Source organism: Aquimarina algicola, assembly GCF_006443095.1.
Classification (GTDB): Bacteria; Bacteroidota; Bacteroidia; order Flavobacteriales; family Flavobacteriaceae; genus Aquimarina; species Aquimarina algicola.
Genome location: NZ_VFWZ01000007.1, coordinates 216179 through 238727, shown reverse-complemented (window position 1 = coordinate 238727; position 22549 = coordinate 216179). Strand labels below are relative to the sequence as shown.

Sequence of the window (22549 nt, the reverse complement as noted above, 5' to 3'; positions counted from 1 at the left end):
ACATGCCTAAAAACGAAAAATTAAAAAGTATACTTATCATAGGTTCAGGGCCTATAATTATTGGACAAGCTTGTGAGTTTGATTATTCAGGTACTCAGGCCTTACGATCATTAAGAGAAGACGGGATAGAAACAATATTGATTAATTCTAACCCTGCAACGATCATGACAGATCCATCTATGGCAGATCATGTATATCTTAAGCCTCTTAATACAAAATCAATTATTGAGATTCTTAAAGAACATCCACAAATTGATGCTGTTTTGCCTACAATGGGAGGTCAAACGGCATTAAATTTATGTATAGAAGCAGATGAAAAAGGGATTTGGGAAGATTTTGATGTAGAAATCATTGGTGTTGATATCGATGCTATTAATATTACAGAGGATAGAGAGCAGTTTAGAGAATTAATGCTTAAGATAGGAATACCAATGGCGCCTCAGGCAACTGCTAACTCTTATCTTAAAGGTAAAGAAATTGCTCAGGAGTTCGGTTTTCCTCTCGTAATAAGAGCTTCTTATACATTAGGAGGAGCAGGAGCGTCATTTGTTTATAAAGAAGAAGACTTTGATAAGCTACTTACCAGAGGGCTGGAGGTGTCACCCATTCATGAGGTGATGATCGATAAAGCTCTAATTGGTTGGAAAGAATATGAATTAGAACTATTAAGAGATAATAATGATAATGTAGTTATTATTTGTACCATAGAAAATATGGACCCTATGGGGATTCATACAGGAGATTCTATTACAGTCGCTCCAGCTATGACACTTAGCGATAAAACATATCAGAGAATGAGAGATATGGCAATTCACATGATGCGAAGCATCGGTGATTTTGCCGGAGGATGTAACGTGCAGTTTGCTGTGAGCCCTGATGAGAATGAAGATATTATCGCTATCGAAATTAACCCAAGAGTATCAAGGTCTTCGGCATTAGCATCAAAAGCTACAGGATATCCAATTGCAAAAATAGCTGCAAAACTCGCTATTGGTTACAATCTAGATGAGTTGGATAATCAGATTACTAAATCAACTTCTGCATTATTTGAACCAACATTAGACTATGTTATTGTTAAAATACCACGTTGGAATTTTGATAAATTTGAAGGGTCAGATCGCACACTTGGTCTTCAGATGAAATCTGTTGGAGAAGTGATGGCAATAGGTAGATCTTTTCAAGAAGCGCTTCATAAAGCAACTCAATCTCTAGAAATTAAAAGAAACGGGTTAGGCGCAGACGGAAAAGGGTATAAAGACTATGATCAGATCATAGAAAAGCTTACATATGCAAGTTGGGATAGAGTTTTTGTAATTTATGATGCTATCCAAATGGGAATCCCTCTAAGTAGGATTCATGAGATTACAAAAATTGATATGTGGTTCTTGAAACAGTATGAAGAGCTTTACAATCTAGAAAAAGAAATTTCTACATATACAATACAGTCTCTTACAAAAGATTTGATTCTGGAAGCAAAGCAGAAAGGTTTTGCTGATAGACAAATAGCACATATGGTAGGCTGTTATGAGAGCGAAATATATCAAAAGAGAGACGAATTAGGAATTAAGAGGGTTTACAAACTTGTTGATACTTGTGCTGCAGAGTTTAAAGCAGAAACACCTTATTATTATTCAACTTTTGAAGCAGAAGTAGAAACTCCAGAAGGAGATATATACATAGCAAACGAAAGTAAAGCGTCTGACAAGAAAAAGATTGTTGTGCTTGGTTCGGGGCCTAATCGAATCGGTCAGGGAATAGAGTTTGATTATTGCTGTGTTCATGGTGTGTTAGCATCTTCAGAATGTGGTTATGAGACAATCATGATTAATTGTAATCCCGAAACTGTTTCTACAGACTTTGATGTTGCTGATAAACTATATTTTGAACCTGTATTCTGGGAACATATTTATGACATTATTAGACATGAAAAACCAGAAGGGGTAATTGTTCAATTAGGAGGGCAAACAGCTTTGAAACTTGCAGAGAAGCTAGATCGATATGGTATTAAGATTATTGGTACAAGTTATCAATCTTTGGATTTGGCAGAAGATAGAGGAAGTTTTTCTACTTTATTAAAGAATAATAATATTCCATATCCTGAGTTTGATACAGCAGAAACTGCAGACGAAGCTCTTGCTGTAGCAGATCGATTAAATTTTCCGATTTTGGTTCGACCATCTTATGTATTGGGTGGGCAAGGAATGAAAATTGTGATTAATAAAAAAGAGCTGGAGGAGCATGTAGTAGATTTACTTCGTAAGATTCCAAACAATAAACTCCTTTTGGATCACTATTTAGACGGTGCAATAGAAGCAGAGGCAGACGCTATATGTGATGGCGAGAATGTTTATATCATCGGGATTATGGAACATATTGAGCCTTGCGGAATTCATTCTGGTGATTCTAATGCAACATTACCTCCATTTAATTTAGGAGAGTTTGTGATGCAACAGATCAAAGACCATACTCATAAAATAGCTCTAGCACTTAATACTGTTGGTTTGATTAACATACAGTTTGCAATTAAAGATGATATGGTGTATATCATAGAAGCAAACCCAAGAGCTTCTAGAACAGTTCCATTTATAGCAAAAGCATATGGAGAACCTTATGTAAATTATGCAACCAAAGTTATGTTGGGTGCTAAAAAAGTAACTGATTTTGATTTCAAACCACACTTAGAGGGGTATGCTATCAAACAACCAGTATTTTCTTTCAATAAGTTTCCTAATGTAAATAAGAAGTTAGGTCCGGAAATGAAAAGTACAGGAGAGAGTATTCTCTTTATAGATGATCTTAAAGATGATCAATTTTATGATCTGTATTCAAGACGTAAAATGTATCTAAGTAAATAGTCTTCGATAAAAGATCTTATAAATTCAAAAAAACCGAATGATTTTTATTATTCGGTTTTTTTAATGAAAAATAATGTCAAAACTGAATTTAAATTGTCTATGTTTTGTGAAAAACACACTCTAGATAAATAGAATATTTTATAAATACCATAATAATATTATTTACTTCATTATGAGAATTCATGTAATACTACTAGCGATATGCAGTATATTGTTTTTATCATTTTCTTCACAAAAAACACAAAAAACTGTTGCTGATCCTATTGATGAAAAGGTGAAAGAATTGTTGTCAAAAATGACACTGGAAGAAAAAATAGGGCAAATGACGCAGATTACCATTACAGCTTTAGAAGAAAAAGGTAATCCGGGAGTTTTGGACAAGAATAAATTAAAAGAAGCAATACAAAAATATAAAATAGGTTCTATACTTAATGTTCCTAACCCGGGAGCTCCCACTACCCAACGATGGAACGAAATCTTAAATGAGATTTTAGAACAAACAAATCAAACAAGTAATAAAATTCCGATTATTTATGGTATAGATGCAATTCATGGAGCAAACTATACAGCAGGGTCAACATTGTTTCCTCAACAAATTGGTATGGCAGCAACATGGGATACAGAATTAGTAGAAGAATGTACTGCAATCTCTGCTTATGAGACTAGAGCATCATCAATACCCTGGGTGTTTTCACCGGATTTAGATCTTCCTAGAAACCCTAATTGGTCAAGATTTTGGGAGTCGTTTGGAGAGGATACGTATTTGTCTTCGCAAATGGGAGTTGCTATGGTCAAAGGTTTTCAGGGAGATAATGTTGGTAATAATGATAGGGTAGCAGCATGTATTAAACATTTTATAGGATATGGAAGTACAACAACAGGTAAAGATAGAACACCAAGTATTATTCCTGAAAGGATATTGAGGCAATATGATTTGCCTATTTATAAAAAAAGTATAGAAGCAGGAGCAAAAAGTATCATGATAAGTTCTGGCGAGATTAATGGTGTTCCAGTCCATGCTAGTAAAAAATTAATAACAGATGTACTCAAAAAAGAATTAGGGTTTACAGGTATTGTAGTGACAGATTGGCAAGATATTATTTATCTACATACCCGTCACAAAGTAGCAGCTACAATGAGAGAAGCTGTAAAAAAGTCTGTTTTAGCAGGAATAGATATGAGTATGGTTCCAGATAATTACACATTTTATGAAGAATTATTAGCTCTGGTTAAAGATGGAGAAGTACCTATGTCGAGAATTGATGATGCAGTCAGTAGAATATTAAAGGTAAAGTTTGAGTTGGATTTATTTATAACTCCTGTAACAGATCCAAAGAAGTATCCCGATTTTGCGTCTGAATCTTCGGCTGAACTTGCTTATAAAGCTGCTTCAGAATCAATTACATTGCTAAAGAATGAGAATAGTATACTACCAATATCAAAGAATAAAAAAATATTAGTGACTGGTGCTACTGCTAATAGTATGAAATACTTAAATGGAGGATGGTCGTATACATGGCAGGGAGAAAATAGTGATAAATATGCGCAAGAAAAATTTACAATTTTAGAAGCTTTTCAAAATAAGATAGGTAAACAAAATGTGTCGTTTGCAGAGGGAGTGTCTATTGAAAAGGAGATTGATATTGAAAAAGCAGTAAAATTAGCAAGTACAGTTGATTATATTATTTTGTGTCTTGGAGAACATAATTATACAGAGACTCCGGGTGATATTAATGAGTTAAAAATAACAGCTCCTCAGGTTAAATTGGCAAAAGCATTATCAAAAGTTAATAAACCAGTAATACTAATTCTTAATGAAGGAAGACCAAGATTAATAAACGATTTTGAGAAAGATATGCATGCTGTTTTACAATCGTACCTTCCAGGAAATGAAGGAGCAAGGGCTATTGTAGATGTTGTTTATGGAGATGTAAATCCAAGTGGAAAATTACCTTATAACTACCCGAGATTTTCAAATTCTTTACAAAAATATAATAGAAAATATACTGAGAGTTTGGGAGATAGTGAGCAAAATGATGATGCAGAATATCAAAAAAGCTACAATCCACAATATGAATTCGGTTTTGGATTATCGTACACAGCTTTTGAGTATAAAAACCTATCTATTAATAAAGAGAAAATTTCAAAGTCAGATGAACTTGTGATTTCAGTCGATGTTAAAAATGTAGGAGACCTAAAAGGAAAAGAAGTAGTGCAATTATATATAACAGATGTATACGCAAGTATTACACCAGAGGTGAAATCATTGAAAAGATTTACCAAAATAGAATTATCTCCGGGAGAAACTAAAACAGTAAAATTCACAATAACAAAAGATGACTTAGGGTTTGTAAATGAGGATAATAACTGGGTAGTTGAAGAAGGGGATTTTGAGATAATGATAAATAATTTTAAGAAAAAATTTGCATTTGAATAAAACTTATAATTGTTTTTAATTATATTTATAATCATTTTATTGTTAAATAACTATTAAACAATTAAAATTATAGGTCAGTTTTTTAGAAATTCTTAAACATGCAAATTATCTCAAATGCAATCTGTTAAGTCAATTGATTCTTTATTATGGGTAAAAATTAAACTAGGAGATCTTAATGCTTTTAATGAGTTATATGATAGGTATATAGATCAACTATACGAATTTGGTATCCAACATACAAGTGATAAAGACTATGTGATGGATTGTATTCATGATCTTTTTTTAGATATTTATAAGTATCGAAAAAAACTTTCTAATGCGGATAACGTGAAATTTTACCTTTTTAAATCATTAAAACGTAAAATAAACAGAAAGTATAAATCAAAAATAAAACTTTACGATTTTGATGATAAGCAAGATGAAATCAAATCTTCTTATGCTTCTGCGGAAGAATCAATTATCCAAACTGAAAAATCTACAGAGATTAACACAAAACTTTCTTGTGCGCTTCAATCATTATCTTCTAAACAGCGTAAAGGAATTTCATTAAAATTTGACGAAAAAAAATCCTATGAAGAAATAGCCGCAATCCTTGGTATTTCTATAGAATCCGTTAGAACTCTTATTTATAGAGCCGTAAAAAAACTACGAAGTGAAATAGAGATGAAATAATTTTTACTAAAAAACAAGAATTATTTTGTCTATGTTTCTACAATCTGTTACTTATTATTAATGTAGAGCACAAATTACTATTTGAATTTATGAATCATATTCATATCAATTCATAACCACTAATAAGTAATAATGATATAAAATATCTTGTATAATGCTTACAGAAGAAGAAAAGAAAAAATTAAAATTTAGAATAAATACATCTGTATCCGAATATCGTATTCAAAAAAAGAAAAAACGTATTAGAAATTGGATGGGAGCCGCTGCAGCAATAATTGTTGTTGTTTTTTCTTTAAATTATATACAATTGAATAATGTTTCTGAACTCAAAAAATATGTTGATAATACAACTATGGATTTTGATAAAGAAAAAGATATAAAGCTTGTATTCAATAAAGATGAAGAAGTAAAAATAGAAGAAGACACTTCTTTAATTACATACTCTAATACAGGTAGTAATGTTAAGGTTAATAATAAAGAATTAACACAATCATCAAAAGATAATTTTAATACGGTTATAGTACCTTATGGCAAAAGAACTCAAATAACACTTGCTGAAGGAACCAAAGTCTGGATTAATTCAGGATCGAGACTTACCTATCCTGTTGTCTTTAATGGAGATAAGAGAGAAGTTTTTTTAGAAGGAGAGGCAATTTTTGATGTTACTCACGATAAGAATAAACCATTTTTTGTAGTAACAAAAGAATATGACGTAAAGGTTTTAGGTACAGTATTTAATGTTAGTAGTTATCATGATGATGCACATACAAGTACAGCTTTAAAAGAAGGAAGTGTAGAAATAAAATATCAAGGTAACTCCATTTTTGGAAAATCCAGTTTGAAAATTACTCCTGGAACATTAGCTGTTTACGATAATAAAAATAAAACTTTAAAGAGTAAGAAGGTAGATGTCTCTAAATATATGTCTTGGAGAGATGGCAAATTCATTTTTAAGAAACAAGAAATGAATGTAATTATCAAGAAACTATCCAGATATTATAATACCAAAATAGAAATCAAAAATAATGATCTGAAAAAGCAAACTTTTTCTGGACATCTAGATTTAAAAGAAAGTATAGAAAAAGTTTTAGAAGTTTTAAAACAATCTACAGATTTAGAATATAAAATTGAAGATAAACAAATTGTAATTAACTAAATAATAGAATTATATGAAATAAACACATCACTCGTTTACGCTAAGAAATCAGTATGTTTCGAGTAATTATACTAATCTAAGCAATCTTTTTTTGAATATGGGCATTTATAAATTAAGATAAGTTTAGTTAGAATAATACCCTAGATATACTTGAAATCTTAAACAAAAAAAGTCAGAAAATGCGCCAACATCTTCTGACCTAAACAAAAATATTGCTATAAAGCAATACTCAACACGTAAAAAACAAAATTATGAATAAAAAGATTAACGGGCTTTCTTTTTTTCCTAAAAATTTGAAAGTCAATTTTCTATTGATCATTATGAGAGTTTTTATTTTATTCCTGGCTATCGGATTAACAAGCGTTTACGCTAATGACTCTTACTCACAAACAAAATTTGATATTAATGTAAAAAATGGAACTTTAGAAGAATTATTTGATCAAATTCATTCTAAAAGTGAATTTATATTTTTTTATAAAGATGATATCTTAAAGAATAGTGGAGGTGTTACACTCAACTTAAAACAATCTACAGTAACTGAAATTTTAGACAAAGCACTTCAAAAAACAGATCTTACATATAAAGTTATTGATCGGCAAATCGTAATAACAAAGTCTAAAACAGATACAGTTACGAAAACGTTTTCAGAAACCGAAGACATAATCCAAACTATAGTTACCGGTAAAGTTACTACCGCAGATGGTGGACCATTACCAGGGGCAAGTGTTGTAGTAAAAAATACTACAAAGGGGACTCAGACTGATTTTGATGGTAATTTTGAGTTAGAAGTAGCACAAGGAGAAGTTTTAGTCTTTTCTTATGTAGGGTTTAGCACAAAAGAGATAGCATACTCAGGTCAAGCTACGATAGATGTAGTTTTACAAGAAGACGCAAGCGAATTAAGCGAAGTAATAGTAACGGGATATACAAGACAAAATACTAGAAATATTACAGGATCTGTAACAATTGTTGAATCAGAAACCGTTGCTGCTACAACACCAAATAGTATTGAACAAGCATTGCAAGGGCAAGCAGCAGGGGTAACAGTTGGAGTAGAAGGTGGTCCTGGAGGAAATGCAGCCGTTCGTATTCGAGGGTATGGAACAATAAATGGAAACGATCCCTTATATGTTATAGATGGTGTACAGACAGGGCAAGGGTTAAACGATTTGAATCCTGATGATATTGCTTCAATTCAGATATTAAAAGATGCCGCTGCTTCTTCTATTTATGGAATTGGTGCAGCAAATGGGGTAATAATTATTACTACAAAAAGTGGAAAGAAAAATAATAAAGTAACCTTTAGTTATAGTGGGCTTACAGGAGTTGATTTTATACCAAAATCAGTATTTCCTGATTTTGCTTCCCCTCAACAAATAGCAGATGCACGTTGGGCAGCCTTAAGAAATGATGGCTTAGAACTTTCTCATCCTCAGTACGGTTCAGGTAATAATCCGGTTTTGCCTGATTATACTATACCTGAAGGAGTTTCAGGTTCTGTAGATGAAAGTGCATATAGTTTCCCAAATAATAGAATCACCAGAGCAAATAAAGCAGGAACAGATTGGTTTGATGAGTTTTTTGACGCTGCTTTTGTACAGCAACACAACATTTCAGTGAATGGAGGAGGAGAAAATTCAAAATTATATGTAGGATTAGGAATCCTTGATCAAGAAGGAGTTGGTAGAGCAACCAGTTTTGAACGTTATAATTTAAGGGTTAACTCAGAACTTGATATTACAGACAAATTCAGAATCGGTGAGTCTATAAACGTTTCATATTCAGAAAGAATAGGAGTTATTGATCCTGTAGGAAGTTTTAGTAACCAAGATAACGAAGGACAGATAGCTGCATTGTATAGAAGCAACCCTTTGATTCCTGTTTTTGATGTAGGAGGTAATTATGCTGGTACTGGTTCTACAAATGGAGTAGGTAATGCTTCTAATCCTATAGGAATTGCTGATAGAAATGCAGATAACCCTACAGAAACTATACGTGCACTCGGGGCAATTTATGCAGAATTTGATCTTTTTGATGGTTTGTCGTTCAAGTCTACTTTTACTGCGGACATGAGTAGTGCTAAATTTTCATTTTTTAGACCGGTAGATGTTGAAAACGCAGCTGCGAGACAAGTTAATTTATTAAGAGAAACTTCTACGGATATTATAAATACAAACTGGTTTAATATTTTACAATATACCAAGACGCTTGCAGATGTTCATAGTATTGATGCTTTTGTAGGAACGGAGTTTAAGAAGAATAGGTTTGAACAGTTCTTTGGTCAAATTACAGACTTTTTGGTTGATACTCCCGAATTTACTTTTTTAAGTGCTGGAACAGGTACTCAAACCGTAGGTAGTGGACAATCAAAATCATCTAGTTTCTCTGTATTTGGAAAGGTAGATTACAAATATGATGATAAATATTTACTAAGTGCAACGGTTAGACGAGATGAATCTTCGTTATTCGAAGGAGGAAATCAAGATGCTGTCTTTCCTGCATTTAGTGTAGGTTGGAGAATGTCTAGCGAAAGTTTTCTTGAAGACTCTTCTTTTGTAAACAACTTACTACTTAAGTTTAGTTGGGGAGAATTAGGGAATAACTCAATTCCTGCTTTTAGAGGGGTAACTGCATTTACATCTAATCTTGATTTTTATGATTATAATGGACAAACAGGTGTATTCTTGTCAAACATTGCAGATCCAAACTTAACTTGGGAGACCACTACCACTACTAACTTAGGTATTTCTACTACATTATTAAATAATTCAATAAACTTTGATTTAGATGTATATAGAGCTGTAACTAAAGATATGCTTTTGGCTGTTCCTGTAGATCCTACTGTATTTGGAAACACTATTGGTACGATCTTTAGAAATTTTGGTGAAATGACCAATACTGGTTTTGATCTTGGGATTTCATATTCAAATAATCGTGACGCAGCATTTAAATATTCGATAGGTGTAAATGTTTCACATTATAAAAATGAGGTAGACTTTTTAGATATCGAGAATCCGGATCAAGTGATACCAAACCCTAATTTAGGTTCACAAACTAGGTTTGAAACTACTAATACTGTCGCAGGAGAGCCGATATCTTCATTTGTAGGGTTTACTTGGGAAGGTATTGATCAAGATACAGGTCGAGCAATTATTACAGGTGACTCTAGAGATATCATAGGGAATCCACACCCTGACTTTACATACGGAATCAATTTTGATGCAGAATATAAAAACTTTGACCTCTCTATGCTTTTTCAAGGGTCTCAAGGTAACGATATATATAATTTAACTAAATTCTGGACAGATTTTTCAAATTTTGAAGGTGCTAGGAGTTTAGATTATATTCAAAATTCTTGGACTCCAGAAAATAGAGGAGGTACACTTCCTGCATTTACATTAAGTGCGGACGAATCAGTTGGATCCTCATATTACATAGAAGATGGATCTTATATAAGGCTTAAAAATATAGCTGTAGGATATACCTTAGGTGAAACCATAAGTGAAAAGTTGAGAGTTGACAAAATTAGACTTTTTATACAAGGAAAAAACCTAATCACTATAACAGATTATAGCGGTTTAGATCCCGAAATTAATTTATCGAATTATACCAATCAACAACAAGCAAACCTAGAAATAGGAGTTGATAGAGGGGCATATCCGGTGTCAAGATCAGTTAATTTAGGCTTAAATGTTTCATTTTAAAAAAGACTGCGATGACAAAAATATTTAAAGTATTTACAACTAAAACATCAATACTAATACTCGGTGTTTTCTCACTAATAGCAATCACTTTTCAATCTTGTAAAGATGAGTTGGAATTACCATTGCAAGGTCAGGTAAATGAGAATGCAATTATTTATGATAATGATTGGGTTACATTACAGGTTAATGCTGCGTATGGAATGTTAGATCTTAATGTTTCGACTTCGGATCCTTGGCGTTCAGATCCTTCTCATTGGATTTATGGTGAGGTAGCCTCGGATAATGCATATAAAGGAAGTGATCCAGGAGATCAACCTATTATAGATAATGTAGAAGGATATAAGGCATTAGCTACAGAAAATAGCTATTACGGATTTTTATGGAGAGCTATTTTTGAAGGAGTTGCCAGAGCTAATGAAGCTATTAGAGGAGCTCAACTTGGTTTAGAAGAAGGTGATTTGACAGAAGAGCAATCAGTTAGACTAATTGCCGAAGGAAGGTTTCTGAGAGCACATTATCATTTTGAGGCTAAGAAAATATGGGACAATATCCCTTATGTCGATGAAACTGTAACAGAATCTACAACAAATATAGATGTTGATTCGTGGACAGCAATAGAAAATGATTTTCAATTTGCGATAGATAACCTTACTGAAGATTCTCGTTTTGATGGAGCTGCTAATAGTTGGGTTGCCAAATCTTATTTGGCTAAAGTTCACATGTATCAATTAGATTACGATGCTGCGCAGCCTTTATTGGATGATGTAATTAATGGAGGACCATATAGCTTAGCAATGAAATATTCTGATAACTTTAATGCTGCAACAAAGAATTCTAGTGAATCTATTTTTGCTATTCAGCATACAGTTAACGATGGTACATCTAATGATGATAATGGAAACTGGGGACAAGCCCTTAATTTTCCGAATGGAGCTCCTGTAGGGACTACAGGTGGTGCATGTTGCGGTTTTTTTCAGCCTTCTCAAAATTTGGTAAATGCTTATAAAACAGATGCCTCGGGATTACCATTGTTAGATACATTTAATGACGAAGATGTAACCAATGATGATGGTGTTGCTTCAGATGCTGCTTTTACTCCGTATGAAGATGAATTAGACCCAAGATTGGATTGGAAAGTAGGACGTAGAGGCATAGATTTTAATGGATGGGGAATAATGCCCGGACAAGATTGGATTCGAAATCCAGCTAATGGAGGACCATATTTGCAAAAAGTATCTGTATTTAGAGCAAGTCAATTTAATGATATATCAGTAGATGCTAATTCTGCATGGGCTCCTGCTGTAAGTTCAATAAATACTAATATCATTAGATTTGCAGAAATATTGTTGTGGAAAGCAGAAATTCTAGCAGCAAAAGGAGAAGGTGATTTAGGAGTTTCGCTTGTAGACATGGTTAGAATGCGTGCAGCAAACCCAGAAGATTTTGTAAAAGAGTTAGATGCTGATGGCAATCCAACAGATGCACCAGCTGCAAACTATGTAATTAGTCCTTATGGTTCATTTACCGGGCAAGATCAAGCGATTAAAGCTGTTGCTCATGAGTACCGTATAGAAACTGCATTAGAAGGGCATCGCTTTTTTGATTTGGTAAGAAGAAATCAAGCTATGACAGTATTAAATGCTTATCTAGCTGAGGAATCAACAAAAAGAAGCCATTTAGGAGGAGTAACATTTACTCCAAAAAGTGAACGATATCCTATTGCACAAAGTATAATAGGTGTTAGTAATGGAGAAATTAAACAAAATACCGGTTATTAATTAAGCCGTAGTAAGTTGAATTAGTTTTTGGCACTGTCTGAAAATTTGGTTTATTGGTGACTAAATATTGTAATGTATTTATAAAACCAAATAACTTTGATTTTCAGACAGTGTATTTTATATATTTAAGAATTGTTAGTAATATTATATGGTTTATTATCACATTTTATCTAGGTATATTGTATTATTTGTGTTCAGTATTTTGTTGTATAGCTGTTCTAAGGATAATGATAAGAAAGATAAGATAGTTGATACTCCTATTTTTCAAGCGTTGGAATCTTCTGTTACAGGGATTGATTTTAATAATATACTAACAGAAAATGACTCGGTTAATTATTTTACATATTCTTATCTATACATGGGTGGAGGAGTTGCTACAGGTGATATTAATAATGACGGGCTCATTGATATTTTTTTTACAGGCAATCAAGTTCCAAATAAATTATACCTCAATAAAGGAAATCTTGTATTTGAAGATATAAGTCAAAAAGCCGGTATAGAAGGTGATAAAAGATGGTATACAGGTGTTACTATGGCAGATGTTAACGCAGATGGATATTTAGATATCTATTGTTCTGTCGGAGGTAAATTCGAACCCAAACAAAATCAATTATTTATAAATAATAGAGATGGTACTTTTGTAGAAAAAGCAGAGGAGTATAATCTTGCTGATATTGGTAATAGTGTACAAGCAACATTTTTTGACTATGATAAAGATGGAGACTTAGATTTGTATGTAGCTAATTATCCACCTACTGCGTTTGATGCCCCCAATTTTTATTACAAGTTTAAAATGAAAAATATAAAAGATCATGAAACTGATCATTTATATCGTAATGATGGGAAAAATTTTACAGATGTTACCGAAGAAGCAGGAGTAAAAAGTTTTGGTCTTACATTAAGTGCTACTGTTGGAGATGTCAATAATGATGGATGGCCTGATCTTTATGTTTCAAATGATTTTAGTACACCTGATTATTTTTATATAAATAACAAAAACGGAACTTTTAAAGAAGTGGTAAAACAAGCTGTAGGACATACTGCTTTTTTTGGTATGGGAGCCGATATAGCAGATTACAATAACGACGGATATTTAGATATCTTTCAAGTTGATATGGATGCGCAAAGTAATCGTCGAAAAAAAGCAAATATGGCAAGTATGAACCCATCGCTATTTTGGAGTACCGTAAATTCAGGGTTTCATTATCAATATATGCATAATTGTTTTCAGGTGAATACCGGTATAGTTAAGAATGGAATTCCACAATTTGCAAATGTCTCTAGGATAACAGGAACTTCATCAACAGATTGGAGCTGGGGACCACTTTTTGCTGATTTTGATAATGACGGTCGTAATGATCTGTTTATTACAAATGGAACCCGAAGAGAAATTAACAATAACGATTATTTTAAAAAACTAAAAAATAAAAAAATTAATAAAGATAGTCTGTTGCAAAGAAGTCTTCTCATCCCTTCAGAAAAAATAGATAATTTTATGTTTCGTAATGTAGGAGATTTTGAATTCGAAAAAGTAAATGCCGAATGGGGAATCGAATATGAAGGTTTTTCTAATGGTGTTGCTTATGCAGATTTGGATAATGATGGTGATTTAGAAATAATTACAAATAATATAGACGATTATGCTTCAATTTTTGAAAATAAAAGTGCTGATCGACATAATTATCTGACTGTTGGTTTTTCTGGTGATAATAAAAATACTTTTGGATTAGGGAATAGGGTGTATGTAACCACAGAAACCGATACCCAAATGAAAGAGCTTACCTTAACCAGAGGGTTTCAATCTTCAGTAGCACCTGAATTACATTTTGGACTTTCTAAACTTGAAAATATAAAAGAACTAAAAGTCGTTTGGACAAATGGTAATGTTCAGGTATTAAAAGATGTAAAAGTAAATCAAAAAATTATACTTAAACAGTCTGATGCAAAAATAGACACAATACAAACTGAATCAGATCAAACTCTTTTTGCAAATCAAGAAAATAATTTTTTCCCTAAGTATAAGCATGAAGAAAATTATTTTGATGATTTTAAGACACAAGTATTGCTTCCTCATAAAATGTCTAGATTTGGTCCGGCATTGGCTGTAAAAGATGTTAATAATGACGGAAAAGATGATTATTTTGTAGGAGGAGCTGTTGGCCATTCTGCAAGCTTGTTTTTACAAACTGAAGAAGGCTTTGATAAGCAAGAGAATACTGTTTTTGAAGATGATATTGCTCATGAAGATACAGGAGCGCTATTTTTTGATGCCGATAATGATGGAGACCATGACTTATATGTAGTAAGTGGTGGATATGAATTTACCTCTACATCTCAGATGCTCCAAGATAGACTTTACATTAATGACGGTCAAGGTAATTTTACAAAATCTGATGAACAGGTACTGCCAGAAATGCTTACCAGTGGTTCGCGAGTATATCCAATAGACTTTAATAAAGACGGAAAACAAGATTTACTGGTCTTAGGTCGTCAAACTCCAGGTAATTATCCGATTCCTGCAACTACTTATTTGTTAGAAAATCAAACAGAAAAAGGAGAGGTCAAATTTATAAATGTAACCGAGAAATATGCAAAAGATTTTGTAAATCTAGGCATGGCTACAAGTGCTTTGATTACAGACTTTGATAATGATGATTGGTTAGATATCATTATAGTAGGAGAGTGGATGCCGATTAAAGTGTTTAAAAATAATAACTCATTAGGTTTTACAGATGTATCTGAAACGCTTGGATTAAATAATGATACGACAGGATGGTGGTGGAGTATAAATGAAGGAGACTTTGATAATGATGGTGATATGGATTATATCATTGGAAATAATGGTTTGAATTATAAATATACAGCTACAAAAGATGAAACTTTTGATATGTTCATTAGTGATTTTGATAAAAATAGTAAAAATGATATCGTTTTGAGTTATTATAATGACGGTAAACAATATCCTTTACGAGGTAGACAATGTTCTTCTGATCAAATACCAGCGATAAAAAATAAATTTAAGGACTATAAAAGCTTTTCTGAAGCAACGCTTGTAGATGTTTATACCAAAAAATCTCTGGAATCATCTACACATTATCAAATCAAATCTTTCGCCAGTGTGTACCTAGAGAATAAAGGGGATACATTTGCAATTAAACAACTGCCAATAGAAACCCAACTTTCTTCCATAAATCAAATTTTAGTTAATGATTTTGATAAAGATGGATTTCTAGATGTTATTTTGGCGGGTAATTTACATACGTCAGAAGTAGAAACGCCTAAAAATGATGCTGGGTATGGTCTGTTTTTGCAAGGAAATGGTAAAGGGGATTTTAATATCATTTCTGCACCAAAAAGTGGCTTGCACATATCTGGTGATGTTAAGGATATGGCTATTGTAAATACTCCAACAGATACTTATATTTTAGCAGTAAAGAATAATGATTATTTACAGTCTGTAAAAATCAACACAAAGTAAACTTTATATAATTGATTGATTATATTTTCTGTAAACCAAATTATGGTTGATTAATATTAATCGTTTATAAATAGAATTCTTGTAAATGAGTAATAAACTATTATTTATGGTTAAATAACTGATGTATATAATTAGTTTTATTGTTTGTAAACAAGTATTTATTTCCCAATTTTTTTATAAAGTACAGTTAATTTACCTCCCATTTGTGCTTTTGTTAACGTCAAATTTTAAGAAATAATAGTACATTATAGTGATTAGTTTATTAGTGTTTATAATTTATATACAGATTATAAGCACAAAATATTTTATTGAATAGATAAATAAAAAGACGAAGAACGAGATTGGGTAAGAGAACATAACGCTAAGATGTAATTTTGGTTTAATCCATATACCACCCAATGGTCTTTTGGTAAAAATACTATAAGGCAAATCTCTGTCTTCGTCTTATTTTAAAAAATAGGATATGAAGAATAAGTACAATTAGATAAAAAATGTTTGTTATGAAAAATGTAATATTAATAATTGTTGTATTAATGCTAGGTCATACAACGTATTCTCATGATTTTAGGTTTAAAAAGAAAATAGAACTGAATGAAATTACTTTTTCTTTTGAATTGCAATCTAATGCTACATCAGAATCTTTAACACTTCTGACAAATGACCGATATCAAGAACTTTTAGTAAAAGTGATAGATAAATCAGGGTTTGTAAGAATACAAAAAAGATTACATGCTGACAAAGAGATTGATGTGTCTTTTTTAAGAGAGGGGTTTTATTTAGTAAAGGTTTACCATAAAAATAATATGGCCGTACAAAGGTTTTATAAAGGAAAAGATAGATTAAACGTTAAATAGTATTTCTTAATTTTTGAATTAATACAATAAATGAGGATCATAAAACAATATTTATGATCCTCATTTATTGTATTTGTCGTTAAATTTAATTTTCTAAAAGTCCATCAGCTCTCCAATCTAAGAAAAGATCTACATCATCCTGAGACAATCTTCCAGCAGGAGGCATTACATTTCTTCCTGTGGTTTCAACTCTTCCAAAGATATCTCTGTTACTGTTGCGGTAAGCATTCACAATTTCTTGATAATTACGCATAGGAAACGTCGCTCCTTGAGTTCGTGGTTCTGTATGACATTGTATACAATGTTGATCAACTAATACTTTAATATCTCCATCAAATGTAGTTGTTTTATTAGGAATAGGATTTGTTGGATTGTCTGGATTATCAGTATTTCCTGAATCATCAGGCATCTCACCACTATCATCACTACTACTACAATTCATACAAATTAGAACAGTAAAAAGTATCATAAAAGATTTCAATATAACTTTCATAGGTCGGGGTTTTTGATCTCTAATATACAAATAGTAAAATAATTCGATAAAATATCATAATTACTATACTTATATATTCGTAATGTAAACGATAAAAAACAGCTGGGATTGTATCTTTTTATAAAGATCAACAAATTAATTACCTAGTACTGTAAATGGACTAAGATCTACCTTTGCATTTTTGGAAGCACCATAATGATTAGAATAAGACTTATTTTTTTCTATAGTGTAAAAAGAATCAATATAATCATCATCATCTGTATACCATTGTTCTGGTAAAGCATCTATAATTGCTCCTGCGATGTTTCCTAATGCATTAACCCAAGGTTGACCACTCAAAGTCCCTGTTATTTGGGTAACACCATCAATAATTATACTTATTAATTCTTGATAATTGTAATTAGAATCTTGTTCAAAAAGTTGAATATTGGCTGCTTGATATTGATACTCATCCCAAAATAACATGATTTGATTTGGATAATACGTTTCGTCTTCATCATCAAGATAATACATTGGGATGATTTTTAATTCAGGAGCGTTATTAGTATCTCTTATTCCAGATGTAATAGCATATATTTCAGCACCTCCTTTAATCCATGGCTCCTGATCGTCTTTTAAAGAAATTTTATCCAGTTTAGTTGTCTCTAAGTTTGTTTTTTGATATGATTTGAAATTTTTAAGTGTAACTGCTGTTTTAGATTGTAAACCAGCTTTTTGAAGTTTATCATTCATGTCTTCTACACGTAATTGCAAAGCATGAAAACCATTTTTTTCTATAACAATAACAGGAACTTCCGGTGGTGTTTTTGCATCAAGCTCTATCTTATTTCCTTGTAAATCAAATGCTGTAATACTTTTTAATTGCTCAGCATTGTCTGGAGCGTATGCAACTAATACTTCTTCTGGGTTAAAAGTATCAGTATTATGATGTAACCAAAACTCATAGACTTCGCGGTTGTCTGCTTTTTTACTGATTGAAGCAGAAAATAAAAAACGCATTTGTTTCTCTGAAGGAATAAGTCTAGAAAACATATCTGTAAGCGATATGGGCAAGTCACTGTTTTGTAATTGACTAAAAATATTTTGTTGATTTGTCTCTTCATTAAGAACTTTGACAAAACTAGAAGCTATTTGATCATTAGAAGGGATGTTTTCTGCCGACAATTCAGGTAAGCCTTCTTTTTTTTCACAGTTGGTAAACAACAGTACAGCCACCGCAATTAAGATAATTTTTTTCATTATGAGTAAGTTTTAAGATGTATCTCAAAAATAAAAGGTTCTATTAAAAAATGAAAATAGAATTTTGTTTAAGATACTCTCAAAAAACTAATAATCAAAATTACTCTTTATTGTAAATGACAAAAATGTGCTTATTGAATTATTAAATATACCCGTTGTGCATTTAGAAAATTAAAAGCCCAAAAGTTTTAGAAACAAGAATATGCTAATTTTAGGCCTATTGGATATATTATAAACCACCAAGTAATTAAAAACTTCTAACTCCTCTAGATATGTTTTTAAAGTAAAGTAATAAAATGACCTGAAGATTGATTTTTTGAAGTATTGATTGGTAGTGTTATGTTTAAAAATCAATCAATTGTTTTCAGGTCATTATAATTAGATAACAAAACATTAAAATTTAAAGTTCAGTTTAGAAAAACTAACTTTGATGTTTTCTTTTTCTTTTTCTTCAAATGGATTACCTGTAAGTTGAACAGGGTTTAAGTTTATTAATTTACCAAAAGAACTTGGTAACTTTGTAAGTTGATTGCCGTTTAGAAATAGTTCTGATAAGTTTACCAGATTTCCAAAGGATTCCGGTAATGCTGTAATATTATTATATCCTAAATATAATTCAGTCAATGCTGCTAGTTTTCCTATTGATTGAGGTAAACTTGTAAGCTTACTTTTATAGATATCTAATCTTTTCAGGCTTGATAGATTTCCAAAAGACTCCGGTAGACTTTCTAATTGGTTATGCCCTAGATCAATACGAGTTAATTTTTTAAGATTCCCTATGCTTTCAGGTAATTGCGTAAGTTGGTTATAGGACAAATCAATTCTTTCAAGATGCTCTAGATTACCGATTTCGTTTGGTAATGTAGTAAGTTTATTTTGTCCAATATCTAATCGTTTTAATTTCTTGAGTTTTCCAATGGCTGCAGGTAGAGTAGTAAGTTGATTTGCAGTAAGGTCCAGATGTTCTACGTTTATAAAACGACCAATGCTTTCTGGTAATTCTGTAAGTTGTTTTGCAGATAAATTTAATCGTTTTACAGCTTCTGGATGTTCTAATCCTACTTCTATAGAAGCAGCATATTCTGTTGGTGCCTGCCCTTGTATATAGTTAATGGTTATACAACATAAAACCATTAAAGTTTTAATTGATTTTATCATAGGTATTAAGATTTAAATAAGACAATCATAAAGCAGAACTACTATTTAGTATGTTATGAAAAATATAGCAGTTACTGCTTTACAATCATCAAAAGTTTATTATTTGTGTGCAAATCGTCGGTACAAATATATTTGTAGTGTCTTTATGATAAATCACTGTTTTCAGGGGTATTTTAATTTTTTGAAAAATAGTCGACTAGATTTTGAAGCAAATGATTTATATCCAGTTACTAAAAGCTAAATTCACTATAGAAAATTTTAGTTCTTTTAATAATATATTTAGTTATATAATGGGATAAGATTTATAGAAGATTTCTTCTAAGCATTGATTTTTGGAGGTGTTGTGAGGTTATAATTCTATTCTAACGTTGTATTGTTTTAAAATATCCATATGAGATTCTAGATCAAATTCGGATGCTTTGAATCTATTACGTCTTGTTGTGGCATCTTCTTTCCTAATAATGCTCCTTACAAATCGTCTTATATCAGTTTTATTAGTAAGAATTAAGCCCGGTACAGGAACGCTTTTTCCTGTATCATTTTTGGCTACCATAGTAAAATAGCTAGAATTGCAATGTTTTACTTTTCCTGTTTGGATATGTTCGGATTCGACCCGTACACCAACAACCATAGATGTATTACCAACATGATTTACAGATGCTTTTAAAGTGACTAATTCTCCAACTTCTATTGGTTTGAGAAAATCAACCTTGTCTACACTAGCCGTTACACAGTAAGTTTCTGAATGTTTTGAAGCACACGCAAATGCAATTTGATCCATGAGTGATAAAATATATCCACCATGTATTTTGCCACTAAAATTAGAATGAGACGGAAGCATTAATTCAGAAATAACAACTTGAGATTCTGTATTTATTTTATATTTTTTCATCTTATTCTAAAATTTGGATGCTGATCTTTGCATTATTTATTTCTGAAATGTGGAGATGTTTCTTCTTCTGCATCAATTATAAAGTATTTGGTATCTCCTAACCAAACTATTTTTGAAAACCGCTCTTTATATTTCAATTTTACATACCTACCTTGAAGTTCTTCTAGTTTTTTGATAATTTCTTTATTATTATCTTCTACAGAAAAGCTAAAGATTTGTGCTCCTGATATCCCTTGGCTGATTTCACCTTCCCAGGTTTTAAAAACAATTCCTTTATTACTAAATTTTATAAGTTCTCCACTGCGCGTTCCCTCGCTATAAGAAGCATAATATACAAAAGCGTACCAGATAGCAAATAGAGCAACAATAGCTGCAATAATAATAGCAAGTACTTTTTTCATTTTTAATTTATTTTATTTAAACTTTAAAATTTGGATGGTTTATAAAGCTGTATATACCTTAGATATAAACTCATTAATTTTATTTGGTTCTAACCAGCGTGTTACGATCACAAGATTTTGTTTTTGGTCAATTACGATAAAATTACCTCCAAAACCGGCTGCATAATAGATATGTTCTGGCAGTCCTGTCCATTGTCGTTTTCCTTTTTGATTTAACCACCACATAAAACCATAATTAGAATTTGCCTGAGAAGGTTTGATCGCTTCTTTTATCCAATTTTCAGAGATTAATTGTGTGTTATTCCATTTTCCGTTATTCATAAATAAAAGACCAAATCTCGCATGATCCAGAGTGTTGATAAAGAGTCCGCCTCCAGAATGACCACCACCACTTACAGACTGCATTTTGAGACCGTCTATAGGTGTCCAAGAGTTTTTATATCCATGCCATCGCCATGTAGTTGAAGCTCCAATAGGATCCATTATTTTTTCTTTCAACACTTGTGGTAAGGGTTTTCGCCATACTTGCAAAAGGGAATAAGCTAATACATTTACACGTACATCATTATATTCAAAAACAGTACCGGGAGGATGAAATTTTCTGTTTTTCCAATCATCAATTCCTCCTTCTTTTGGTGGACGATCAGCCCAATCATATCCGCCCCATAGTTGTCCGGACCAATCAGAGGATTGAGTGAGAAGGTGCCTCCATGTTATTTTTTTATTGTGGGCTCCGTCAAAAGTACGATCCCAAATTGTTTGGTATACAAAATCATCGACATCAGAAATAAGCTGTTGGTCTACTGCTAATCCTGCCATTGTAGAGAGATAACTTTTGGTTACACTAAATGTCATATCGACTCTTTTAACATCTCCCCATTTGGCGATAATATATCCATCTTTTAGTATCACACCAGCGGGAGTTCCTCTTTTTTTGGTTGGCCCCAAAATAGTGTGATATGGTTCGTGTTGAAACCCTTTTAGTATCGCTTGTCTGAGATCTCTAGAACCAGAATACTCATTTTTTTCTGCAAACTGTATAGCTTCTTGAAGTTTTTCGGTACTAATACTATAAGTCTCGGGTTTTTTTTCTTCCCAAGAACCACGCTCAGGAAAATAAAGTTGCGCACTAGCTATTTGTATAACCAATGTTGAAACTAAAAAAAATAAATGTACTCTATTTATAGAACAGATATGTTGTATACCATTCATGCCGATTGTAATTTATATTTAACCATCTTTCTAACTAATAGTAAGAAACCAATTGTAAAAAGTATAGATGCTAGAAATGATATCCCATTGATACTATATAAAAAGTAAGTATAAATTTCTGTACCCCAACTTCTTATAAAAATGGTAGATATTGTTTGTGAAATAGAGCAAAGGATAAGAATAATATTACCCAAAATAAGTAAGGTACTATCTTTTTTTG

Annotated in this window: 14 protein-coding genes; 8 read left to right on the top strand and 6 right to left on the bottom strand. The window is 31.8% G+C overall.

The genetic code is table 11. The features are described 5' to 3' along the window. Positions 1-2 precede the first annotated feature (2 nt). The 8 genes from carB to FHK87_RS20050 all read left to right on the top strand — a co-directional run bounded on the left by carB (position 3) and on the right by FHK87_RS20050 (position 16934). Positions 3-2855: a carbamoyl-phosphate synthase large subunit gene (carB, locus tag FHK87_RS20085; protein WP_140595873.1), complete on the top strand. Its 2853-nt coding sequence runs from the start codon at positions 3-5 to the stop codon at positions 2853-2855. 172 nt (positions 2856-3027) lie between these two features. Beyond that, the gene (locus tag FHK87_RS20080; protein WP_140595870.1) at positions 3028-5292 is read left to right on the top strand and encodes a glycoside hydrolase family 3 N-terminal domain-containing protein; all 2265 of its coding nucleotides are present in this window, start codon (positions 3028-3030) and stop codon (positions 5290-5292) included. A 114-nt stretch (positions 5293-5406) separates the two neighbouring features. Continuing rightward, positions 5407-5964, top strand: coding sequence for an RNA polymerase sigma factor (locus FHK87_RS20075; RefSeq protein ID WP_140595868.1), 558 nt, complete (start codon positions 5407-5409; stop codon positions 5962-5964). 154 nt (positions 5965-6118) lie between these two features. Continuing rightward, a complete protein-coding gene (locus FHK87_RS20070; RefSeq protein WP_140595865.1) occupies positions 6119-7120 on the top strand; it encodes a FecR family protein in 1002 nt (333 codons plus the stop codon). A gap of 251 nt (positions 7121-7371) precedes the next feature. Further along, positions 7372-10824: a TonB-dependent receptor gene (locus tag FHK87_RS20065; protein ID WP_140595862.1), complete on the top strand. Its 3453-nt coding sequence runs from the start codon at positions 7372-7374 to the stop codon at positions 10822-10824. Positions 10825-10835: 11 nt separating this feature from the next. After that, positions 10836-12602: a RagB/SusD family nutrient uptake outer membrane protein gene (locus tag FHK87_RS20060; protein ID WP_140595860.1), complete on the top strand. Its 1767-nt coding sequence runs from the start codon at positions 10836-10838 to the stop codon at positions 12600-12602. Between the two features lie 190 nt (positions 12603-12792). Continuing rightward, positions 12793-16080: a VCBS repeat-containing protein gene (locus FHK87_RS20055; protein ID WP_226294335.1), complete on the top strand. Its 3288-nt coding sequence runs from the start codon at positions 12793-12795 to the stop codon at positions 16078-16080. A gap of 500 nt (positions 16081-16580) precedes the next feature. Then, entirely contained in the window at positions 16581-16934 is a 354-nt protein-coding gene (locus FHK87_RS20050) for a T9SS type A sorting domain-containing protein (protein ID WP_140595852.1), read from the top strand. Between the two features lie 85 nt (positions 16935-17019). On the opposite strand, the gene FHK87_RS20045 is transcribed toward FHK87_RS20050, so the two are convergent. From FHK87_RS20045 to FHK87_RS20020, 6 genes are all read right to left on the bottom strand, one after another. Then, on the bottom strand, positions 17020-17427 hold the full coding sequence (locus FHK87_RS20045; protein WP_140595849.1) for a hypothetical protein: 408 nt from the start codon (positions 17425-17427) through the stop codon (positions 17020-17022). Positions 17428-17562: 135 nt separating this feature from the next. Then, entirely contained in the window at positions 17563-18666 is a 1104-nt protein-coding gene (locus FHK87_RS20040) for a DUF3103 family protein (RefSeq protein WP_140595846.1), read from the bottom strand. Between the two features lie 393 nt (positions 18667-19059). Further along, the gene (locus FHK87_RS20035) at positions 19060-19824 is read right to left on the bottom strand and encodes a leucine-rich repeat domain-containing protein (RefSeq protein WP_140595843.1); all 765 of its coding nucleotides are present in this window, start codon (positions 19822-19824) and stop codon (positions 19060-19062) included. Positions 19825-20173: 349 nt separating this feature from the next. Further along, complete coding sequence (locus tag FHK87_RS20030; RefSeq protein ID WP_140595840.1) at positions 20174-20716, bottom strand: acyl-CoA thioesterase; 543 nt, start codon at positions 20714-20716, stop codon at positions 20174-20176. A gap of 32 nt (positions 20717-20748) precedes the next feature. Next, entirely contained in the window at positions 20749-21117 is a 369-nt protein-coding gene (locus tag FHK87_RS20025) for a 6-phosphogluconate dehydrogenase (protein WP_140595837.1), read from the bottom strand. Positions 21118-21156: 39 nt separating this feature from the next. Next, the gene (locus FHK87_RS20020) at positions 21157-22329 is read right to left on the bottom strand and encodes a serine hydrolase domain-containing protein (protein WP_140595834.1); all 1173 of its coding nucleotides are present in this window, start codon (positions 22327-22329) and stop codon (positions 21157-21159) included. Positions 22330-22549: the final 220 nt, after the last annotated feature.